The organism is Streptomyces sp. NPDC055239, assembly GCF_053606205.1.
Map to the genome: position 1 here is coordinate 441,115 of NZ_JBSGRD010000001.1, position 16,016 is coordinate 457,130.

The following is a 16,016-nucleotide window of genomic DNA, read 5'->3' on the forward strand; positions in this document are numbered from 1 at the left end:
GTTGGACGCATTCCACCGTTTTACGCTAGGGGGGCGCAGGGGCCTCCCCGGGGGGTCCGCCGCGCCTTGTCGGTGCCGGCCTGAGTTACTTCGGAAGGTTCGCCTCGATCGCGGCGACGACCTCGGGAGCGTCCGGCTCGGTCTTCGGACCGAACCGGGCCACCACGTCGCCGTCCGCGTTCGTGAGGAACTTCTCGAAGTTCCAGCGGACGTCGCCGGTGTGTCCCTCGGCGTCCGCCGTGCCGACGAGGTTCTTGTACAGCGCGTGCCGGTCGTCGCCGTTCACGTCGACCTTCTCGGTCATCGGGAACGTCACGCCGTACGTCGCCGAGCAGAACTCGGCGATCTCCTCCGACGTACCCGGCTCCTGGCCCATGAACTGGTTGCAGGGCACGCCGAGGACGGTGAAGCCACGGGCCGCGTACTGCTCGTGCAGGCGCTCGAGGCCACCGTACTGCGGGGTGAGACCGCACTTGGAGGCGACATTGACGATCAGAACGGCCTTGCCCAGGTACTGGCTCAGGTTCGCCGAGCCGCCCTGGAGGGCGCCGATCTCTGCATCTTCGTAGACAGACATGATCCGGAGCCTACGCTCACGAGGCCCCGCCGATCACTCCGGTTCCGTCCGGTTCAGGCGGCCGCAGGCGATGAGTTCCACCGTCACGGCCACCGCGATCGCCTGTATCGCCATGAGAGCGATGAGGACGAACAGCTGCACCGCGCCCGCGAGGATGGGGGACGCTCCGCCCAGGAGCATGCCGACGAAGGCCCCGGGCAGCGTGACCAGGCCCACCGTGCGGGTCTGGTCGAGGCCGGGCAGTAGGGCGTCCGACGCCGCGGGGCGGATCACCTCCAAGCGGGCGTCCCGTTCGAGCAGGCCGATGGCCAGGCCCGCCTCGAACTCGCCCTTGCGGGAACGGAGCTCGTCCAGCGCCCGGCGTCCGCCGAGCACCGTCGCCGTGAGGGCGCCGCCGATCAGGATGCCGGTCACGGGGATCATGGCGATGCCGCGCACCGGAAGGAGCCCGGCCAGGGTCAGGCAGGCCACCACCGGTACGACGGGGCCCGCGATCGGCAGCGCCGCCCACCACCAGCTGCCGTTGGCGGTGATGCGTCGCCCCGCGGTGCGCGCGGCGACGGCGATCATCAGGAGCAGGAAGGCGAAGAGCGCCACGACGTGGTGGATCACCCAGCCGATCACCAGAGACACCACGCCCAGCTGTGCCGCCGCCCGCACCCCGGCCACCAGGATCTCCCGCGCCCTGCCGTACGAGCCGTCGGGGGAGAGGCGGAACACGGCGGCCGTCGTGGCCGCGGCGAGCAGCAGCACGAGGAGCACCACACCGAGCGTCGTGTTGACCGGGAGCAGAGCCTGAGATGCGAGAGCGCGCACGCGTTCACCCTAAGGCGGCGCAGGGCGAGGCAGAACCCGAAGGTGGAGACGATGATCGGAACCCGGCGTCCGGGGTCGTCGTCGGCGGGTCCGGTCTGTGAGGATTGCGGGAAGAACATGCGATGCCGGACGAGCAAGCAACGCCGGAAGAAAGAAGGGCTGACCTCATGGCGCAGCAGGTACAGGGCGTGGTCGCGCGCGCGAAGGGCGAGCCGGTGCGGATCGAGACGATCGTCGTGCCGGACCCGGGGCCCGGCGAAGCCGTGGTGAAGGTGCAGGCCTGCGGGGTCTGTCATACCGACCTGCACTACCGCGAGGGCGGCATCAACGACGAGTTCCCCTTCCTCCTCGGCCATGAGGCCGCGGGCGTCGTCGAGTCGGTCGGCGACGGTGTCACGGAGGTCGCGCCCGGCGACTACGTGATCCTCAACTGGCGTGCGGTGTGCGGCCAGTGCCGCGCGTGCAAGCGTGGCCGCCCCCAGTACTGCTTCGACACGCACAACGCCAAGCAGAAGATGACGCTCACGGACGGCACAGAGCTCTCGCCCGCGCTCGGCATCGGTGCCTTCGCGGAGAAGACCCTCGTCGCCGCCGGGCAGTGCACCAAGGTCGACCCGGCCGCGTCGCCCGCCGCCGCGGGACTCCTCGGCTGCGGAGTCATGGCCGGTATCGGCGCCGCCATCAACACCGGCAACGTCGGCCGCGGCGACTCGGTCGCCGTCATCGGCTGCGGCGGCGTCGGCAACGCGGCGGTCGTGGGCGCGCGGCTCGCCGGAGCCGCGAAGGTCATCGCCGTCGACATCGACGACAAGAAGCTCCAGACGGCGAAGAGCCTGGGCGCCACGCACACCGTCAACTCCCGTTCGGCGGACCCCATCGAGGCGATCCGCGAGCTGACCGACGGCAACGGAGCCGACGTCGTCATCGAGGCGGTCGGCCGCCCGGAGACGTACGAGCAGGCCTTCTACGCCCGCGACCTGGCGGGCACGGTCGTCCTCGTCGGCGTGCCGACACCCGAGATGCGCATCGACCTGCCGCTCCTCGACGTCTTCGGGCGCGGCGGCGCGCTGAAGTCGAGCTGGTACGGGGACTGCCTGCCCTCACGCGATTTCCCGATGCTCATCGACCTCTACCAGCAGGGGCGGCTCGACCTGGACGCGTTCGTCACGGAGACGATCGCGCTTGCGGACGTGGAGAAGGCGTTCGAGCGGATGCACCACGGCGATGTCCTCCGTTCGGTGGTGGTCTTCTGATGGCGGCGCGCATCGACCACCTGGTCACCTCGGGCACGTTCTCCCTCGACGGAGGCACCTGGGACGTCGACAACAACGTATGGATCGTGGGCGACGACAGCGAGGTCGTCGTCATCGACGCCGCGCACGACGCGGACGCCATCGCTGCCGCGGTCGGGGAGCGCCGGGTCGTCGCGATCGTGTGCACGCACGCCCACGACGACCACATCGACGCGGCACCCGCGCTCGCGGACCGCACCGGCGCGCCGATCCTGCTGCACCCCGCCGACGCGGAGCTGTGGAAGCAGACCCACCCCGACCGCGCCCCCGACGACTGGCTGTCCGACGGGCAGGAAATCGGTGTGGCGGGCGTCGAGTTGAAGGTCCTGCACACCCCGGGCCACTGCCTGGGCGCCGTCAGTCTCCACGCGCCCGCGCTGAGTACGGTCTTCACCGGTGACACGCTCTTCGCGGGCGGTCCCGGAGCGACGGGCCGGTCGTTCAGCGACTTCCCGACGATCGTCGACTCGATCAGGGACCACCTCCTGACGCTGCCCCCGGAGACTGTGGTGCGGACCGGGCACGGCGACAGCACGACGGTCGGCGCGGAGGCGCCGCACCTGGAGGAGTGGATCGCCCGCGGCCACTGACCGCGACAGCTGCTGACGTGACTTGGCCGGCCCCGCGTGGTTCACCGCGCGGGGCCTTTCGCGTACTGGCCCTGCTCCACGATCTCCGATAAGTTAGGCAAGGCTTACCTAATGGAGGTTGAAGGATGGGTGTCCGTCACGTCAGCACGTCCGTGCCCACCGCAGCGGCACGCGCTCGCTCACTGCTCACCACCGCCTGGTCCTGCGCGGTGACCACGGAGATCGGCAGGGATGAACTCGTCGGCGCGCACAGCGTCACGCCGGAGGGCATCCTCATGCTGTCACCGCCACCCGACAGCGCGCTGGCCACCGCGATGATCTGCGCGCCGCGCGGCGAACCGTCCACCCTGGTGGAGTTCGCCGACGTCGCCCCCGTACCGGTCAGGGACCGGATCCGGGCCAGGCTGTGGCTCTCGGGGTCACTCGTACCCGACGCGGAGGGTTTCCTCTTCGCGCCGACCTGCGCCGTCCTGCACGATTCCACCGGCGGCCGCATCGGCATCGACCTCGACGAACTGGCCCTGGCGGCACCCGATCCGCTGGCCGAGGCCGAGGCGCGGCTGCTCACCCATCTCGCCGACTCCCACGAGGACGCCGTGGAGCAGCTGACCCGGCTCGTGTGCTCGGACAGCCTGCACGGCGTGGTGCGCGTACGCCCGCTGGCCATCGACCGCTACGCGCTCACGCTGCGGCTCGAGAAGGCAAGCAGCCAGGCGGACGTCCGGCTCGCCTTCGACGAGCCCGTCGAGGACCTCGGCCAGGTGACCGAACGCATGCACATCCTGCTGACCAAGGCCCGGCACCTGCGCCGCCCCCTACTGCGCCCCACTTCGCCCGACGCCTGAATTCGCCGCCTTCATCGACCGCAGCGCGAGCAGCAGCACCCCGATGTCATCGAGGAACACCGGATCGGGCAGCAGATCGGCCGGCAGGACGAGATAGGCGATGGCGGCCCAGAACACCCACTGGCGCTCGACCGGCAGGCCCGCTCTGCGCAGATCGCGGCGTGCGCGGACGAGACGTACGAGCAGTGCGATCGCGACCGCGAGTGTCGCGGCCACCAGAACCGCGCCTGCAACAAGGAGGACCGTGAATTCCGTGCTCACCAGACCCTGACCTCCGCTCTGCGACGTCCTGCGCGGGCACTCGGCCCAGGCTATGGGCAAGGCTATGGGTACCCCCGGGACGGCGCGCGAACATCCCGTCCTGCCCTCCCATGAAGGAAGATGGAGGCGGCTTCACCGCCAGCTCCTCCAACTCCTTCCTGGAAAGGCAGAGATGAGCCAGACGAGCCAGACGCTGATCACGGCAGGGCGGGTTCTGACCGGGCCAGGTGGCCAGTACGTACTGGACGGCGCCGTACTGACGCAAGGTGCTGACATCGTCGCCGCGGGCGCCCGGACCGAGGTCGAACCCCTGGCGCACGGCCTGTCGCAGCGGGTCGCCCTGCCCGACGCCATGGTGCTGCCCGGCCTCATCGACGCCCACGTCCATCTGGTCTTCGACGCGAGCAAGGACCCCGTCGCCGTCCTGGACGCGCACAGCGACACGACTCTGATGGCGGCGATGGAGGAGCGGGCGCTCCAGTTCCTGCGCAGCGGTGTCACCACGGTGCGCGATCTGGGCGACCGGGGCCGCATCACCCTGCGCCTGCGCGAGGAGATCACCGCGTCCCGGGTGCCGGGCCCGCGGATCGTCGCCGCCACCACACCGCTGACCACCAAGGGCGGCCACTGCTGGTTCCTGGGCGGTGAGGTCGAGGGCGAGAGCGAGATCCGCGCCCTGGTGCGGCAGAACGCCGAGCTCGGCGCGGACGTCATCAAGGTCATGGCCACCGGCGGCGGCCTCACCAAGAGCGGCCCCGCCACCTGGCAGGCCCAGTTCGACGCCCCGGAACTGCGCGTGATCGTCCGCGAGGCGCACCGGGCAGGGTTGCCGGTGGCCGCCCACGGACACGGCACGGCGGGCATCGTGGCCGCGGTGATGGCCGGTGTCGACACCATCGAGCACTGCACCTGGCTGACCCGCGACGGCCTCGACCTGCGCGAGGACGTCCTGGACGCCATCGTCGACAAGGGCATCCGGATCTGCCCCACCATCAGCCCGAACTGGCGGATGCTGCCCATGTTCTTCGGCGCCGAACGGGCCGAGGCGATGTTCGACCAGGTCCGCACGATGGCGGAGCACGGCGCGCGGCTTATCGCCGGGACGGACGCGGGAGTGCAGCGGGCCGGCTGCGACGGCCTGGCCCAGAGCCTCGGCTTCTACCAGCACTTGGGGGTCGAACCCCACCGCGTCATCGACATGGCGACCACGGAGGCCGCCGACGCACTGGGCATCGCCGACCAGGTCGGACGCCTCGCCGCTGGCTACCGCGCCGACCTGATCGCGGTGCACGGCGATCCGCTCACGGACGTGGCGGCCCTGGGCGACGTACGCCTGGTCATGGCGAACGGCATGATGGTCGACCATGAGCGAGAGATCGGCACATGAATCGCCACGTCCCACGAAGCCCGTCCAGGCCCTGATCGTCGTCGACATGCAGTCCGCCTTCGTCACCGGCGACGGCGCCGTGCCCGAAGCCGCCCGTGTCCTCGACCGGACGACCGACCTGATCACACGGGCCCGCGCCGCGGGTGCCCTCGTCGTGCAACTTCAGAACGACGGTGAGCCAGGGTCCGTCGACGAACCAGGCACCCCCGGCTGGGAGATACACCTCCCGATCGACGCCGACCGGGGCGAGAGGGTCCTGCACAAGACCGTCGACGACGGCTTCGAGGAGACCGGGCTCGCGGAACTGCTCGCGGAGTCGGGCGTGCGCGACCTCGCCGTCTGCGGGGTGCAGTCCGAGATGTGCGTCCTCGCGACCGCGCGCACCGCCCTGGAGCTCGACTTCCGCGTCGTCCTGCCGCACGACGCGCACGCGACGTACGACATCCCGGCCGCCGATGGCATCAGCGACATGGTTCCGGCGCCGATGGTGTCCCGGGTGGCCGAATGGGCCCTCGGCGACGAGGTCGAGATCGTCGCGAGGGCCCAGGACGTCGACTTCACCAAGCCGTAGACCCGGCCGGGTGGCGACCGGAGGTCAGCGGGCGGTGTACGCGCCGTCCACCAGGTGGTAGCTGCCGTGGATGAACGAGGCACGCTCCGAGAGCAGGAACACGATCAGCTCGGCGACCTCCTCGGAGTGACCGAGGCGGCCCGCCGGGTGCAGGGAGACGAGCGCGTCGTACTCGCCCTGGTTCATCTTCTGCAGGAGCGGGGTCTCGATGAAGCCGGGGCCGACCGCGTTCACGCGGACGCCCTTCGCCGCGTACTCGGCGGCGGCGGTCTTGGTGAGGCCGACGACGCCGTGCTTGGCGGCGACGTAGGCGGGGGAGCCCGCGAAGCCGACGGAGCCGAGGATCGAGGCGACGTTCACGATGGCGCCCGCGCCCGCGGCCTCCAGGACCGGGAGCTCATAGCGCATCGAGTAGAAGACGCCGTCGAGGTTCGTGCGTACGACGCGGTTGTAGACGTCGATGTCGTACTCGCCCGTCGGCTTGCTCTCGCCGCCGATGCCCGCGTTGTTGACCGCGAGGTCGAGCCCGCCGAACGTGTCGACGGCGAACAGCACGGCGGCCTCGACCGACGCGGGCTCGGTGACGTCCACGGCGACCGCGGCGGCCTTGACGCCCTCCGCGAGAAGCTCGGCGGCGGCCTTCTCGGCGCCCTCGGCGTTGTAGTCGGCGATGACGACGTGCGCGCCGCCCGCGCCCAGACGGCGGGCGGTTGCCAGGCCTATGCCGGAGGCGGCGCCCGTGACAAGGGCTGTCTTGCCCGCGAACTCGGTGGCGTAGTCGGGGACGGTGGTGGCGGGGGTGGTGCTCATGGTGCTTTTCACTTTCCTTGTGCGATGTGGGGGGCCGCGAGGGCTGCCTCCCGGGTCAGAACGGCGTAGGCCCGCTCCACATGCGCGGTGAGGTCTGCGTCGTGCTCGTGCCCGCCGCGCGCCCAGCTGCGCAGGGCGGCGGTCAGGACTCCGGCGGCGGCGCCGACGACGACGGCCGGGCGCTGGTCCCGGGCGGGGTCGGTGCCGAGCCGGTCGGCGATGATCCGTACGGACTCGTCCTGGGCGTCGACCCGGACGCGTTCGTACGCGGCGAACAGGGCGGGCTCCGTGTCGACGAGGGCGAGCAGCTCGCGCCTGCGGGCCCGGCGGTGCAGGGCCGGACCCTCCGGGGCGGCGAGCCAGTCCCGCACGGCCGCGCGGTAGGCGGCCAGCGGGGGCTCGTCGGCGGGGCGGGCGCGCAGGGCCGCGTTGATGCTGTCTCCGTCGGCGCGGGTGAAGTCGAGCGCCGCGGCCTCCTTGCTGCCGAAGTGGCGGCTGAAGGTGCGGCGCGTGACGTCGGCGCGCTCGGCGACGGCTTCCACGGTGACGGCTGCGAGGCCGTGCTCCAGGATCAGGTCGATGGCCGCGTCGGCGAGCGCTTCCCGGGTCTGGCGGGCCTTGCGCTGCCTGCGGTCCTCGCCGCTCCGGTCGGTGGCCGGAGCCGGGGTCGGCCCCGGGGCTCCTGGGCCGGATTCCGTCGCCTTGTTCATGTCTTCGACTGTACACCCGTGATGTCCCAATGGGACACCTGTCCCGTCGGGACTCAATCTGCTCGTCAGGGGCCCATGCGGACGGAACGCAGGTCGAAGACGCCGTCGACGGGGAGGGTCTACAAAGGCAGCGCGCATACCGCGATCGGGGCGGCGAACGGTTCGCCCGTCAGGCGCAGTTGGCCATCGCCGCCCACCTCGAAGACGCTCACCGAGTTCGACTTCTGGTTCGCGGCGAACAGCAGCCGCTGGGACGGCGAGAAGGCGATGTGCCGGGGGAAGTCCCCGCCGACGGGGACGGTGTCGAGCAGTCGCAGCCGGGCGCCGTCCGCCTCGATGGCGTACCGCGTGAGGCTGTTGTGCCCGCGGTTGGCGAGGAAGGCGAAGGTGCCCTCGCTCGTGACGGCGAGCTGCGCCGGATAGCTGGTGCCTTCACCTGTGCCGGTGGACTGCGGAGCACCGGGAGTCAGTCGTCCGCTCGCGGGATCGTACGCGCAGACGACCACCGTGTTGTCGACCTCGTTGGCCAGATAGGCGAAGCGTCCGGAAGGGTGGAAGGTGAGGTGGCGGGGGCCCGCGCCCGGTCGCAGAGTGGCGTACGAGACCTGGGTGAGCTTCCCCTTCTTCGTGTCGAGGCGGTAGCTGTAGACGGTGTCGTTGCCCAGATCTACGGCGAGGACATGACCGCCGTCCGGACTGGTCACGATCTGGTGGGCGTGCGGCCCGTCCTGGCCGGGGCCGGGTGGCGGACTGGAGTGGGTGACCAGATCGCTCAACTCGTCCAGGGCGCCAGAGGATCGGATGGGATGGACGGCTACGTTCCCGGAGAGATAGTTGGCGCTGAGCAGCCAGCGCCCGCCCGGGTGTACGGAGAGATGGCAGGGCCCCGCGCCTCCGGTGTCGCGCGCTCCCAGGACTTCGGGACCCTCGGGGGAGAGCGCGATCGCGGTCACGCCGCCCTGGTCCCGCTCATTGACGGCGTAGAGCGTTTTGCCCGAGGGGTGGAGGCAGAGGTAGGAGGGGTCGGGTACGCCGGTCAGCGTGCCGGTGCCGGTGATCTTTCCGGTCGCTTCGTCGTACGTGGCCAGGCCGAGGCCGGTGCCGCCGCCTTGCTGGGTGGTGTACGTACCGAGGAAGAGCTGTCGTGTGCCGCGCGGACGCCGTTCGGGGGAGAGGGCGGCCGTGGACGCGGACGCGGGTGTGGGTGCGGAGAAGGCGGCGGCAGCTGTGGCGGCGACGGCTCCGATGAATCCCCGCCGTCCCCAGCCGTTCGCTGCGGGCAGCCCCTGGGGCCCACTGTTCATCCCTGCCGCCATGTCCGCTCCTTGAGTGTCGGTAGTGACGCGTGTGGCAGACAGCGTGGCGCTTGGAACCCCCACGATCAAGAGTCGCAACCGGAGTTGCGTCCTGTGCAATGGAACGCGGGGGTCGGGCGGGGTTCGGGTGAGTGGTGCGGCGGCCGCATCCGGCCATCGCAACCGGAGGCCACGACACCGGTCGGGTGTCTCATCGGTAGGTCCCCGCGCCCGGCGAACAGTGCATTGATTACTGAGAGTAACTATGGCCAACTTGCCTCGAATATGCGACGCACAGTGGCCGGTCATGTCACCCTGAGGTATGAACTGGCTCTGAGCGGGCAAGATGTAGGTGCCATTCGCGGTGCCGCCCCAGACCCCGGCGGCGTCGGGCGCCGACCTCAGGGCCGCGCCGCTCGCGTTGTCGTAACTCTTCGTATGCGGGGTGTAGGGAAGTAGGGGGTGGACCATGGGCACGCCCGACCCGGGTTTTGGGCTGCATCACCGTGTGGTGGGCGGATCGATCGTTCTGACGTTCCACGGTGAACTGGACGCATGGGCTGAACAGGAACTCGGGTCGCGAATAACGGAGTTACTGGACCGGTCGGACGGGGACGTGGTGGCGGACCTGCGGGAGGTGTCCTTCCTGGACGCCGGCGGGCTGCGACTGCTGGTGCGCCTCAAGGGTCAGGCCTTCGAGAGACGACGCCCTCTGCGACTGGTGCGCAGCAGTCCGCGGGTCTGGCGGGTGCTGCGCATTACTCGGCTCGACCGTAGTTTCACCGTCCTGGACAGCTTGCCGGCGAACCTCGACACACCCGACGAATACGAGGGAAACCTGAACAGACCAGCCTAGAAAGGGAGCAAGCGGTAAATCTGATTACATGATTCGCCGAAGCCGCACTCTCTCTGGTCCTGGTCCTGGTCCTGGCCATGGTTCTGGCTCCGAACCTGGCCCTCGCGCTCTTCCGTGCGCCATTCCGCGCTCCTTGCTGACCGCGATCATCCTGCTCCTCGCGCTGCCCGTCGCCCCGGCAGCCGCGGCGTCCGCAAGCCCGGAGCCACCGTGTACCGCCGGTACCGCCCCCTACCAGCGGCAGCTTGAGAAGGAGCTGCGCAGACCGGTCGACGGGGTCCAGTCACCGGAAGACTGCGCGGCGATCAGGCGGTTGCAGCGGCGCCTCGGAGTCTCGCCCGCCGACGGGCTCGCTTCGCTGCGCACGTACCGGATGATGGTCGCCGACCAGGTGCGGCGCGACCCCGCAGCCCGCCGGGGCTGTCCGTCCCCGGCGTACCGAGTGGTCTGTGTGGATCTGACCCGGCAGATCCTCTGGGTGCAGGTGGGGCAGCGCCTCGTCTTCGCGCCGGTGCCGGTGCGCAGTGGCCGCGACGGTCTGGAGACGCGGCGCGGCTGGCACCGGATCTACTGGAAGCACCGGGACCACTTCTCGACGATCTACAACGTGCCGATGCCCTACGCCCAGTTCTTCGACGGCGGCCAGGCCCTGCACGGCACCCGGCACGATCTCTTCTCCTCCGGGTCGGGCGGCTGCGTGAACCTGACGGTGGCGGACGCGAAGCGGCTCTACCAACTCCTGAACAAGGGCGACCGGGTCTATGTGTGGGGCACGAAGCCGGGCACCGGCGGCTGACGGAGGCCGTGCACCGAGGCCGTGCACCGGCGGCTGACGGACGACCGTCCGTCAGCCGCCGGTGCACGAGCCTCGCGAGCGAGCTTCGCTCAACGCTCAGCCCTTGCCGCCCTTGCCCGTGTCGTCCCGCACATTGCTGAGCCGGACGGTGACGCCCTTGGTGGCGTTGTCCTCGGTCAGCCGGTAGGGGCCGGTGACCGCGGGGGAGGGCAGCCGGTATCCGTCCGGTACGGCCGTCTCCTTGAGGTAGTACGAGCCGAGCGGCTGGCCGGGGAAGTCGCAGCGGCCCCGGCCGTCCGTGGCGCAGCCCTGTCCCTTGCGGGTGTCAGGGTTCGCCCCTGTGGTCTGCAGTCCGGCCCTGCCGTTGGTCTCGCGCCACAGTTCGAACACGGCCCCGGCCAGCGGGCGGCCGGTGGTGCGGTCCGTCTTGATGACGTGCAGGGCACCCACCTTCTCGATGACGGGCGTCTTCTTGTTCTTCGCGGTCACCTTGACGCCCTCGCGCGCATTGTCCTCGGTCACGACGAGCGGACCGAAGGAGGCCGGTGAGGGCAGGTCGTACCCCTTCGGGGCCTTGGTCTCCACCCAGTAGTACGTGCCGAGCGGCACCGCCCGGCGGCACTCGCCCTGGGCGTTCGTGGTGCACGGGTCGCCGATCCGGGTATCGGGGTCGGCGCCGGAGGTCTGCACGCCGGGGACTCCGTTGGTCTCGTGCCAGAGCTCGAAGACCGCCCCGGGCAGCGCCTTACCGCTCGCCGCGTCCTTCTTGGCGACCTCGACCGAGCCGGTCTCCGTCGGCGCGGCCCCGCACTCGGGCAGGTCACCCACGAAGGGGTAGTTGTGGAACTCCTGCCCGCCCCCTCCACTCTCCGAGCTGGTGTGAGTGAGCGAACCGGCCGTGAAGAACCGTCCGTTGATGCCGGGCACGCTGACCGTCGTGTCCGACGCGTTCTGGCCGATCAGCAGGCTGCCCTGGAACTGCCCGGTCCCCTTGATCTCCAGGTCCGTCACGTCGGGGAAGTTCCACAGCAGGCGCTCGCGAAGAGCGTTGAGTGGATCCGTCGCGTCGTCGATGCCGCCGCTGTAGGTGTTGACGACCCGCTTCGTGCCAAGGACGTTGACCAGGACCGTCGCTCCGTCCGGGATGTTCACGAACCGGATGCCCTCCTGTCCGCCGCTCGCACTGGCCAGGTCGAAGTCGACGTTGAACACCTGACGCGCCGATGTGCCGTCCCCGGTGAACACCGTCTCGCCGCCCGCGTGCACGGCCGTACCGGTCGGTGTACGGCTGCCGTTCTCTCCGTGCGCGTAGCACTGGCTCGCCACATTGAGCTGACCGCGCAGCGCGGTGTACGGCGCCGCGGCGTCCGGGTCCTGGGTCACGTCCTGGGCCAGGATCGTGCCGCTCGCCGCGCCCGCGTGACGTACGACCCCCTGCTCGGCGAGGAGCCGCTGGCCCGCGGCGACGGTGACGTCACCCCCGGTCGTGAGCCAGTCGGAACCGATCGGAGGCGCGACCCGTGAGCCGACGCCCGCCTCGCCGACGTTGTAGATGCCGCTGACCCCGGCTCTCTTGTTCTGGTCGAAGTCGCCGAGGACGACGACGCGCCCCTCGGCCTCCGCCGCGCTCCCGCGCACCAGGAAGTCGCCGCCCGCGAAGATGTTGATCGCGTTGTCCCGATACTGGATCGTGCCGTTGGTGACGGGCGGGTACGGGCCCGAGGGGCAGGTGCCCGGCACACAGGGGCCGAGCCCGCCGGGCAGCGGAGCGGCCACGGCCCTGCCGACCGGCGGGTCCCCGGCCGACGCGACGGCGTTGCCTGAGGGGAACAGCGGGACGGACGCGGCGGCGAACGCACAGGTCAAGGTGGTCAGCAGGCGTCCGGCACGGTGCTTGTGGAACAGTCCGGGCATGTCGATTACCAGCTCCTCAGCCGATAGGAAAGACTCCTCACCGGCATCTTGAGACAGCCTCCCGCCGGGCCCGGCGCGGCAGGGCCGCGTCCTCCTCGGTGGCTGCGGAACTTCCACTCTCCCGGCGGGCGCAGGAGCAGCTCGCGGGCGCGGGCGCGGCGGCGGCTCGGAGCTCGCCGACTCAGCCCTCAGAGCAATCCGACTCAGCCCTCGGGGCGCAGCAGGCCGCGCTCGTACGCCTTGGCCAGTCGCTGGGGAACCAGGTAGGCGGAGCCGTCGACGGTGACCGGCACGAGCTGCGGGGTGCTCGCCTTCCACTGGGCTCGGCGGTGGCGGGTGTTGCTGCGGGACATCTTGCGCTTGGGTACGGCCATGGGTTCGGGTCCTTTCCCGGAGGTGTCTCGGAGGCGTCTCGGAGGTGCGGCGCCGAGGCTATATGAAAATGGATCCCATTTCGAATTGCGTTTCCTGTTGGCGGATCCGAGCCCGTGGTTGACAGCCCGAACACGCCCGGGACAGCATCCAGTTGATGGAGATCACCGACGCGACACCGGCGGAGATCCGCGTCTGGCGGGCTTTCGCGCTCGGCGAGGGCGTCGACTTCCGCGAGAGCCCCGGCGACGACCCGCGGGACGGTGGATCATGGGGGCCCGAGCGGACGGTGCGCGCCGACGTGCTGCGGGCACTGCTGCTCAACGGCCCGACGCGGGCCGGCGAGATAGCGGGCATGAAGCTGACGGGTGTGCGGATCACCGGGCAGCTCAACCTCATGTACGGAACGGTCGGGCATCCCGTACGGCTGCGGTCCTGCCATTTCGAGGAGGCGCCGAACCTGTACGGGGCCGAGATCCGCACCCTGGCCCTGAGCGACTCGGTCCTGCCGGGGCTGACGGCGGGAAACCTCCGGGTCGAGCTTGCCCTGCGGATCACCTGCTGCCGGATAGCGGGCCCCGTACGGCTCGCGGGCGCGCAGATCACCGGCGCCTTCTTCGCCAACGGGGCGGAGCTTGGCACTCCACCCGCCCCCGACGCGCCGCCCGCACCGGACGCACCGGAGCCCGACGCGGCGGACCCCGACGCGCCGGAGCCCGGCGTGGCGGCGGAAGCGGTGCTCCAGCTGAACCACGCGGTGATCGGCGCCGACGTATGGGCCGTCGGCCTGGTGACCCATGGCCAGGTCCGCCTCAACGGTGCCACTGTCGGAGGCCAGATCAACCTCGACGACGCCGAACTGAACGCGCCCGGTGGTGTCGCCCTGCACGCCGAGACCCTGTCGGTCGGCACCGACCTGCGGGCCATGCGGCTGCGCGCCCACGGCATGGTCAACCTGAGCGGCGCCAGGATCCCGCGGCACATCAATCTGGCCTACGCCCGCCTCTCCCACCCCGGCGGTACTGCTCTGCGCGCCAGCAGCTGTGTCATCGGCGAGCTGTGGCTGCGGGACGCCGCTCCGGTCCAGGGCATCGTCAATCTGCGCCGCTCCCAGCTGGACCTGCTGCACGTCCCTCCGGAGGTGTGGCCGGGCGAGGTCAAGCTCGACGGTCTCGGGTACCGCAGGCTCGCCCCGCACCTGCCCGCGGAGCAGCGCCTTCCGCTGCTCGAGCGTGAGGTGGCGGGCTATCTCCCGCAGGGCTACGAGCAGTTGGCCACCGCGTACCGCACGGTGGGCGACGAGGCCGCCGCCCGCACCGTGCAGCTGGCCAGGCTCCGCCGACACCGCCGCACCCTGCCCCCGTACGCAAGGATCTGGGGCAGGATCCAGGAGGTGACGGTCGGATACGGATTCCGCCCGATGCGCGCCGCCGGATGGCTCCTCGTCCTGCTGCTCGCCGGTGCGCTCGCCTTCGCCCTCCACCATCCGCGCCCGTTGAAGTCCGACGAGGCCCCCGACTTCAACCCCGTGTTCTACACCCTCGACCTGCTCCTTCCGATCGTCGGCTTCGGGCAGGAGTCGGCCTTCGCGCCGGACGGCTGGTACCAGTGGCTCTCGTATCTCCTCGTCGCCACGGGCTGGGTCCTCGTCACCACGGTGGCGGCCGGCATCACACGCTCGCTGAGCCGCCAGTAACGCTGAGCCGCCAGTAACGAACATCGCCGACCTGGACACAGGTGGGACAACGATCGATATCCTCCAGCGGAAACGCTCAAACGAACACCCGACGGGTGAGTGGCGAGGGGGGTCGGCAGCATGCGGGAGCCGAGGGACGTCAGGCGGCAGCGGATACTCGCGGTCGTGGAGTCGCGGGGCGAGGCGCGGCTGAGTGATCTCGCCGACGACCTGGAGGTCTCGGTGATCACCGTGCGCCGGGACGTCGAAGACCTCGCCCGTGAGGGAAAGTTGCGGCGCGGGCACGGCACCGCGCGGTCGGTCGGACCCGTGGAGCGCGGTGCCCCGCGGGCCGAGCCGGTGGTGCAGGGCGGGGCCGTCGCGCTAATGGTGCCCGAGCGGCACACCTACCTGTACGAGACGATGCACGGGGCCCGAAGCGTCCTGTACGAGGCCGGGATGCGGGTCGCGCTGCATATCGCGCCGCAGGTGGAGGGCGCCGAAAGGCCGCTGGTCGAGAGGGTGTTGGCCGAGAAGGTGCAGGGGCTGCTCATCGCTCCGCGCTGGCGCACCGCGGCCGAGGAGGAGGCGGACTACGCCTGGCTTGCCGCATCGGGCGTGCCCACGGTCCTGATGGAGCGACGGCCGCGTGCGGGCAGTGCCCTGCACGCCATGGACTCGGTCTGCACCGACCACTGGTACGGCATCCACCTCGCCGTCGACCATCTCGTCCGGCTCGGCCACCGGCGGATCGTCCTTGCCGCCCGCGACGACAGCCCCACGGCCCGTGCGCTGCGTGCCGCCTTCGCCGAGATCGCCGCGTCCCGGCCCGAGATCGAGGACTGGACCGTGATGCTCAGCGCCGCGAACGCGGGGCCCGGCCGGGTGCGCGAGCCGCTCGACCTCGCGGCGCGGTTGCGCGAGCACGGTGCGACGGGCGCCGTGCTGCACGGCGACGTCGACGCGCTGATGCTCGTGCAGCAGCTCATGGACCACGGCCTGCGGGTGCCGCAGGACTGCTCGGTGGTGGCGTACGACGACGTGGTGGCCGCGCTCGGCAGCACCCCGCTGACCGCCGTGTCCCCGCCGAAGTACGAGGTGGGACGGACGGCGGCCCGGCTTCTGCTTCGCAGGTTCGACGAGTTGGCGGAGCCGGGTGCCGTGACGACCCAGCGGGCGGAACTTCTGCCGGAGCTCAAGGTCCGTGGATCCACCACTCATATCGGGATCGTTTGACCGCTTTAGTTTC

17 protein-coding genes are annotated in these 16,016 nt (G+C 70.6%); 9 read left to right on the forward strand and 8 right to left on the reverse strand.

What is annotated here, in order from left to right; translation table 11 throughout:
* Window positions 1-85: 85 nt before the first annotated feature.
* Together ACWFRJ_RS01855 and ACWFRJ_RS01860 are read right to left on the reverse strand one after the other, a co-directional pair.
* Window positions 86-577, reverse strand: a complete 492-nt coding sequence (locus tag ACWFRJ_RS01855) for a glutathione peroxidase (protein WP_453524069.1) — start codon at window positions 575-577, stop codon at window positions 86-88.
* A 33-nt stretch (window positions 578-610) separates the two neighbouring features.
* Window positions 611-1,393, reverse strand: a complete 783-nt coding sequence (locus ACWFRJ_RS01860; protein ID WP_453524072.1) for an ABC transporter permease — start codon at window positions 1,391-1,393, stop codon at window positions 611-613.
* A gap of 167 nt (window positions 1,394-1,560) precedes the next feature.
* Here ACWFRJ_RS01860 and ACWFRJ_RS01865 point away from each other — a divergent pair, with 167 nt between their 5' ends.
* From ACWFRJ_RS01865 to ACWFRJ_RS01875, 3 genes are all read left to right on the forward strand, one after another.
* Window positions 1,561-2,646: an S-(hydroxymethyl)mycothiol dehydrogenase gene (locus ACWFRJ_RS01865; RefSeq protein ID WP_453524075.1), complete on the forward strand. Its 1,086-nt coding sequence runs from the start codon at window positions 1,561-1,563 to the stop codon at window positions 2,644-2,646.
* Window positions 2,646-3,275, forward strand: a complete 630-nt coding sequence (locus ACWFRJ_RS01870; RefSeq protein WP_453524078.1) for an MBL fold metallo-hydrolase — start codon at window positions 2,646-2,648, stop codon at window positions 3,273-3,275. Before ACWFRJ_RS01865 ends, ACWFRJ_RS01870 begins: the two co-directional genes overlap by 1 nt.
* A gap of 125 nt (window positions 3,276-3,400) precedes the next feature.
* Entirely contained in the window at window positions 3,401-4,120 is a 720-nt protein-coding gene (locus ACWFRJ_RS01875; RefSeq protein ID WP_453524081.1) for a DUF2470 domain-containing protein, read from the forward strand.
* Here ACWFRJ_RS01875 and ACWFRJ_RS01880 read toward each other — a convergent pair.
* Entirely contained in the window at window positions 4,091-4,381 is a 291-nt protein-coding gene (locus ACWFRJ_RS01880) for a YkvA family protein (RefSeq protein ID WP_453524084.1), read from the reverse strand. The genes ACWFRJ_RS01875 and ACWFRJ_RS01880 overlap by 30 nt on opposite strands.
* A 172-nt stretch (window positions 4,382-4,553) precedes the next feature.
* On the opposite strand from ACWFRJ_RS01880, the gene ACWFRJ_RS01885 reads away from it, so the two are divergent.
* Both ACWFRJ_RS01885 and ACWFRJ_RS01890 read left to right on the forward strand, forming a co-directional pair.
* The gene (locus ACWFRJ_RS01885) at window positions 4,554-5,768 is read left to right on the forward strand and encodes an amidohydrolase family protein (RefSeq protein ID WP_453524087.1); all 1,215 of its coding nucleotides are present in this window, start codon (window positions 4,554-4,556) and stop codon (window positions 5,766-5,768) included.
* Window positions 5,746-6,339, forward strand: coding sequence for an isochorismatase family protein (locus ACWFRJ_RS01890; RefSeq protein WP_453524089.1), 594 nt, complete (start codon window positions 5,746-5,748; stop codon window positions 6,337-6,339). Before ACWFRJ_RS01885 ends, ACWFRJ_RS01890 begins: the two co-directional genes overlap by 23 nt.
* A 24-nt stretch (window positions 6,340-6,363) precedes the next feature.
* On the opposite strand, the gene ACWFRJ_RS01895 is transcribed toward ACWFRJ_RS01890, so the two are convergent.
* From ACWFRJ_RS01895 to ACWFRJ_RS01905, 3 genes are all read right to left on the reverse strand, one after another.
* A complete protein-coding gene (locus ACWFRJ_RS01895; protein WP_453524091.1) occupies window positions 6,364-7,149 on the reverse strand; it encodes an SDR family NAD(P)-dependent oxidoreductase in 786 nt (261 codons plus the stop codon).
* An 8-nt stretch (window positions 7,150-7,157) separates the two neighbouring features.
* A complete protein-coding gene (locus ACWFRJ_RS01900) occupies window positions 7,158-7,859 on the reverse strand; it encodes a TetR/AcrR family transcriptional regulator (protein ID WP_453524094.1) in 702 nt (233 codons plus the stop codon).
* Between the two features lie 119 nt (window positions 7,860-7,978).
* A complete protein-coding gene (locus ACWFRJ_RS01905) occupies window positions 7,979-9,163 on the reverse strand; it encodes a lactonase family protein (protein WP_453525041.1) in 1,185 nt (394 codons plus the stop codon).
* Between the two features lie 460 nt (window positions 9,164-9,623).
* Here ACWFRJ_RS01905 and ACWFRJ_RS01910 point away from each other — a divergent pair, with 460 nt between their 5' ends.
* Window positions 9,624-10,010 carry an STAS domain-containing protein gene (locus ACWFRJ_RS01910; protein ID WP_453524097.1) on the forward strand — a complete coding sequence of 129 codons (387 nt, stop codon included), beginning with the start codon at window positions 9,624-9,626 and terminating at the stop codon, window positions 10,008-10,010.
* Window positions 10,011-10,143: 133 nt separating this feature from the next.
* Window positions 10,144-10,806 (forward strand): L,D-transpeptidase, encoded by a 663-nt coding sequence (locus tag ACWFRJ_RS01915; RefSeq protein ID WP_453524100.1) that lies wholly within the window; start codon window positions 10,144-10,146, stop codon window positions 10,804-10,806.
* 96 nt (window positions 10,807-10,902) lie between these two features.
* On the opposite strand, the gene ACWFRJ_RS01920 is transcribed toward ACWFRJ_RS01915, so the two are convergent.
* The gene (locus tag ACWFRJ_RS01920) at window positions 10,903-12,720 is read right to left on the reverse strand and encodes a choice-of-anchor A family protein (protein ID WP_453524103.1); all 1,818 of its coding nucleotides are present in this window, start codon (window positions 12,718-12,720) and stop codon (window positions 10,903-10,905) included.
* A 203-nt stretch (window positions 12,721-12,923) separates the two neighbouring features.
* Window positions 12,924-13,094 carry a 50S ribosomal protein L32 gene (rpmF, locus tag ACWFRJ_RS01925; protein ID WP_135332135.1) on the reverse strand — a complete coding sequence of 57 codons (171 nt, stop codon included), beginning with the start codon at window positions 13,092-13,094 and terminating at the stop codon, window positions 12,924-12,926.
* A 155-nt stretch (window positions 13,095-13,249) separates the two neighbouring features.
* Here rpmF and ACWFRJ_RS01930 point away from each other — a divergent pair, with 155 nt between their 5' ends.
* Both ACWFRJ_RS01930 and ACWFRJ_RS01935 read left to right on the forward strand, forming a co-directional pair.
* Window positions 13,250-14,788 (forward strand): membrane-associated oxidoreductase, encoded by a 1,539-nt coding sequence (locus ACWFRJ_RS01930; RefSeq protein WP_453524105.1) that lies wholly within the window; start codon window positions 13,250-13,252, stop codon window positions 14,786-14,788.
* 120 nt (window positions 14,789-14,908) lie between these two features.
* The gene (locus tag ACWFRJ_RS01935; RefSeq protein WP_453524108.1) at window positions 14,909-16,003 is read left to right on the forward strand and encodes a substrate-binding domain-containing protein; all 1,095 of its coding nucleotides are present in this window, start codon (window positions 14,909-14,911) and stop codon (window positions 16,001-16,003) included.
* The last annotated feature ends 13 nt before the right edge of the window (window positions 16,004-16,016 follow it).

Excerpts from the sequence above, each read along its gene's own strand:
- ACWFRJ_RS01875 (WP_453524081.1), top strand. The coding sequence starts at position 3,401 with ATGGGTGTCCGTCACGTCAGCACGTCCGTGCCCACCGCAGCGGCACGC.
- ACWFRJ_RS01910 (WP_453524097.1), top strand. The coding sequence starts at position 9,624 with ATGGGCACGCCCGACCCGGGTTTTGGGCTGCATCACCGTGTGGTGGGC.
- ACWFRJ_RS01890 (WP_453524089.1), top strand. The coding sequence starts at position 5,746 with ATGAGCGAGAGATCGGCACATGAATCGCCACGTCCCACGAAGCCCGTC.
- ACWFRJ_RS01930 (WP_453524105.1), top strand. The coding sequence starts at position 13,250 with ATGGAGATCACCGACGCGACACCGGCGGAGATCCGCGTCTGGCGGGCT.
- ACWFRJ_RS01885 (WP_453524087.1), top strand. The coding sequence starts at position 4,554 with ATGAGCCAGACGAGCCAGACGCTGATCACGGCAGGGCGGGTTCTGACC.
- ACWFRJ_RS01935 (WP_453524108.1), top strand. The coding sequence starts at position 14,909 with ATGCGGGAGCCGAGGGACGTCAGGCGGCAGCGGATACTCGCGGTCGTG.
- ACWFRJ_RS01895 (WP_453524091.1), bottom strand. The coding sequence starts at position 7,149 with ATGAGCACCACCCCCGCCACCACCGTCCCCGACTACGCCACCGAGTTC.
- ACWFRJ_RS01855 (WP_453524069.1), bottom strand. The coding sequence starts at position 577 with ATGTCTGTCTACGAAGATGCAGAGATCGGCGCCCTCCAGGGCGGCTCG.
- ACWFRJ_RS01870 (WP_453524078.1), top strand. The coding sequence starts at position 2,646 with ATGGCGGCGCGCATCGACCACCTGGTCACCTCGGGCACGTTCTCCCTC.
- rpmF (WP_135332135.1), bottom strand. The coding sequence starts at position 13,094 with ATGGCCGTACCCAAGCGCAAGATGTCCCGCAGCAACACCCGCCACCGC.
- ACWFRJ_RS01905 (WP_453525041.1), bottom strand. The coding sequence starts at position 9,163 with ATGAACAGTGGGCCCCAGGGGCTGCCCGCAGCGAACGGCTGGGGACGG.
- ACWFRJ_RS01865 (WP_453524075.1), top strand. The coding sequence starts at position 1,561 with ATGGCGCAGCAGGTACAGGGCGTGGTCGCGCGCGCGAAGGGCGAGCCG.
- ACWFRJ_RS01920 (WP_453524103.1), bottom strand. The coding sequence starts at position 12,720 with ATGCCCGGACTGTTCCACAAGCACCGTGCCGGACGCCTGCTGACCACC.
- ACWFRJ_RS01900 (WP_453524094.1), bottom strand. The coding sequence starts at position 7,859 with ATGAACAAGGCGACGGAATCCGGCCCAGGAGCCCCGGGGCCGACCCCG.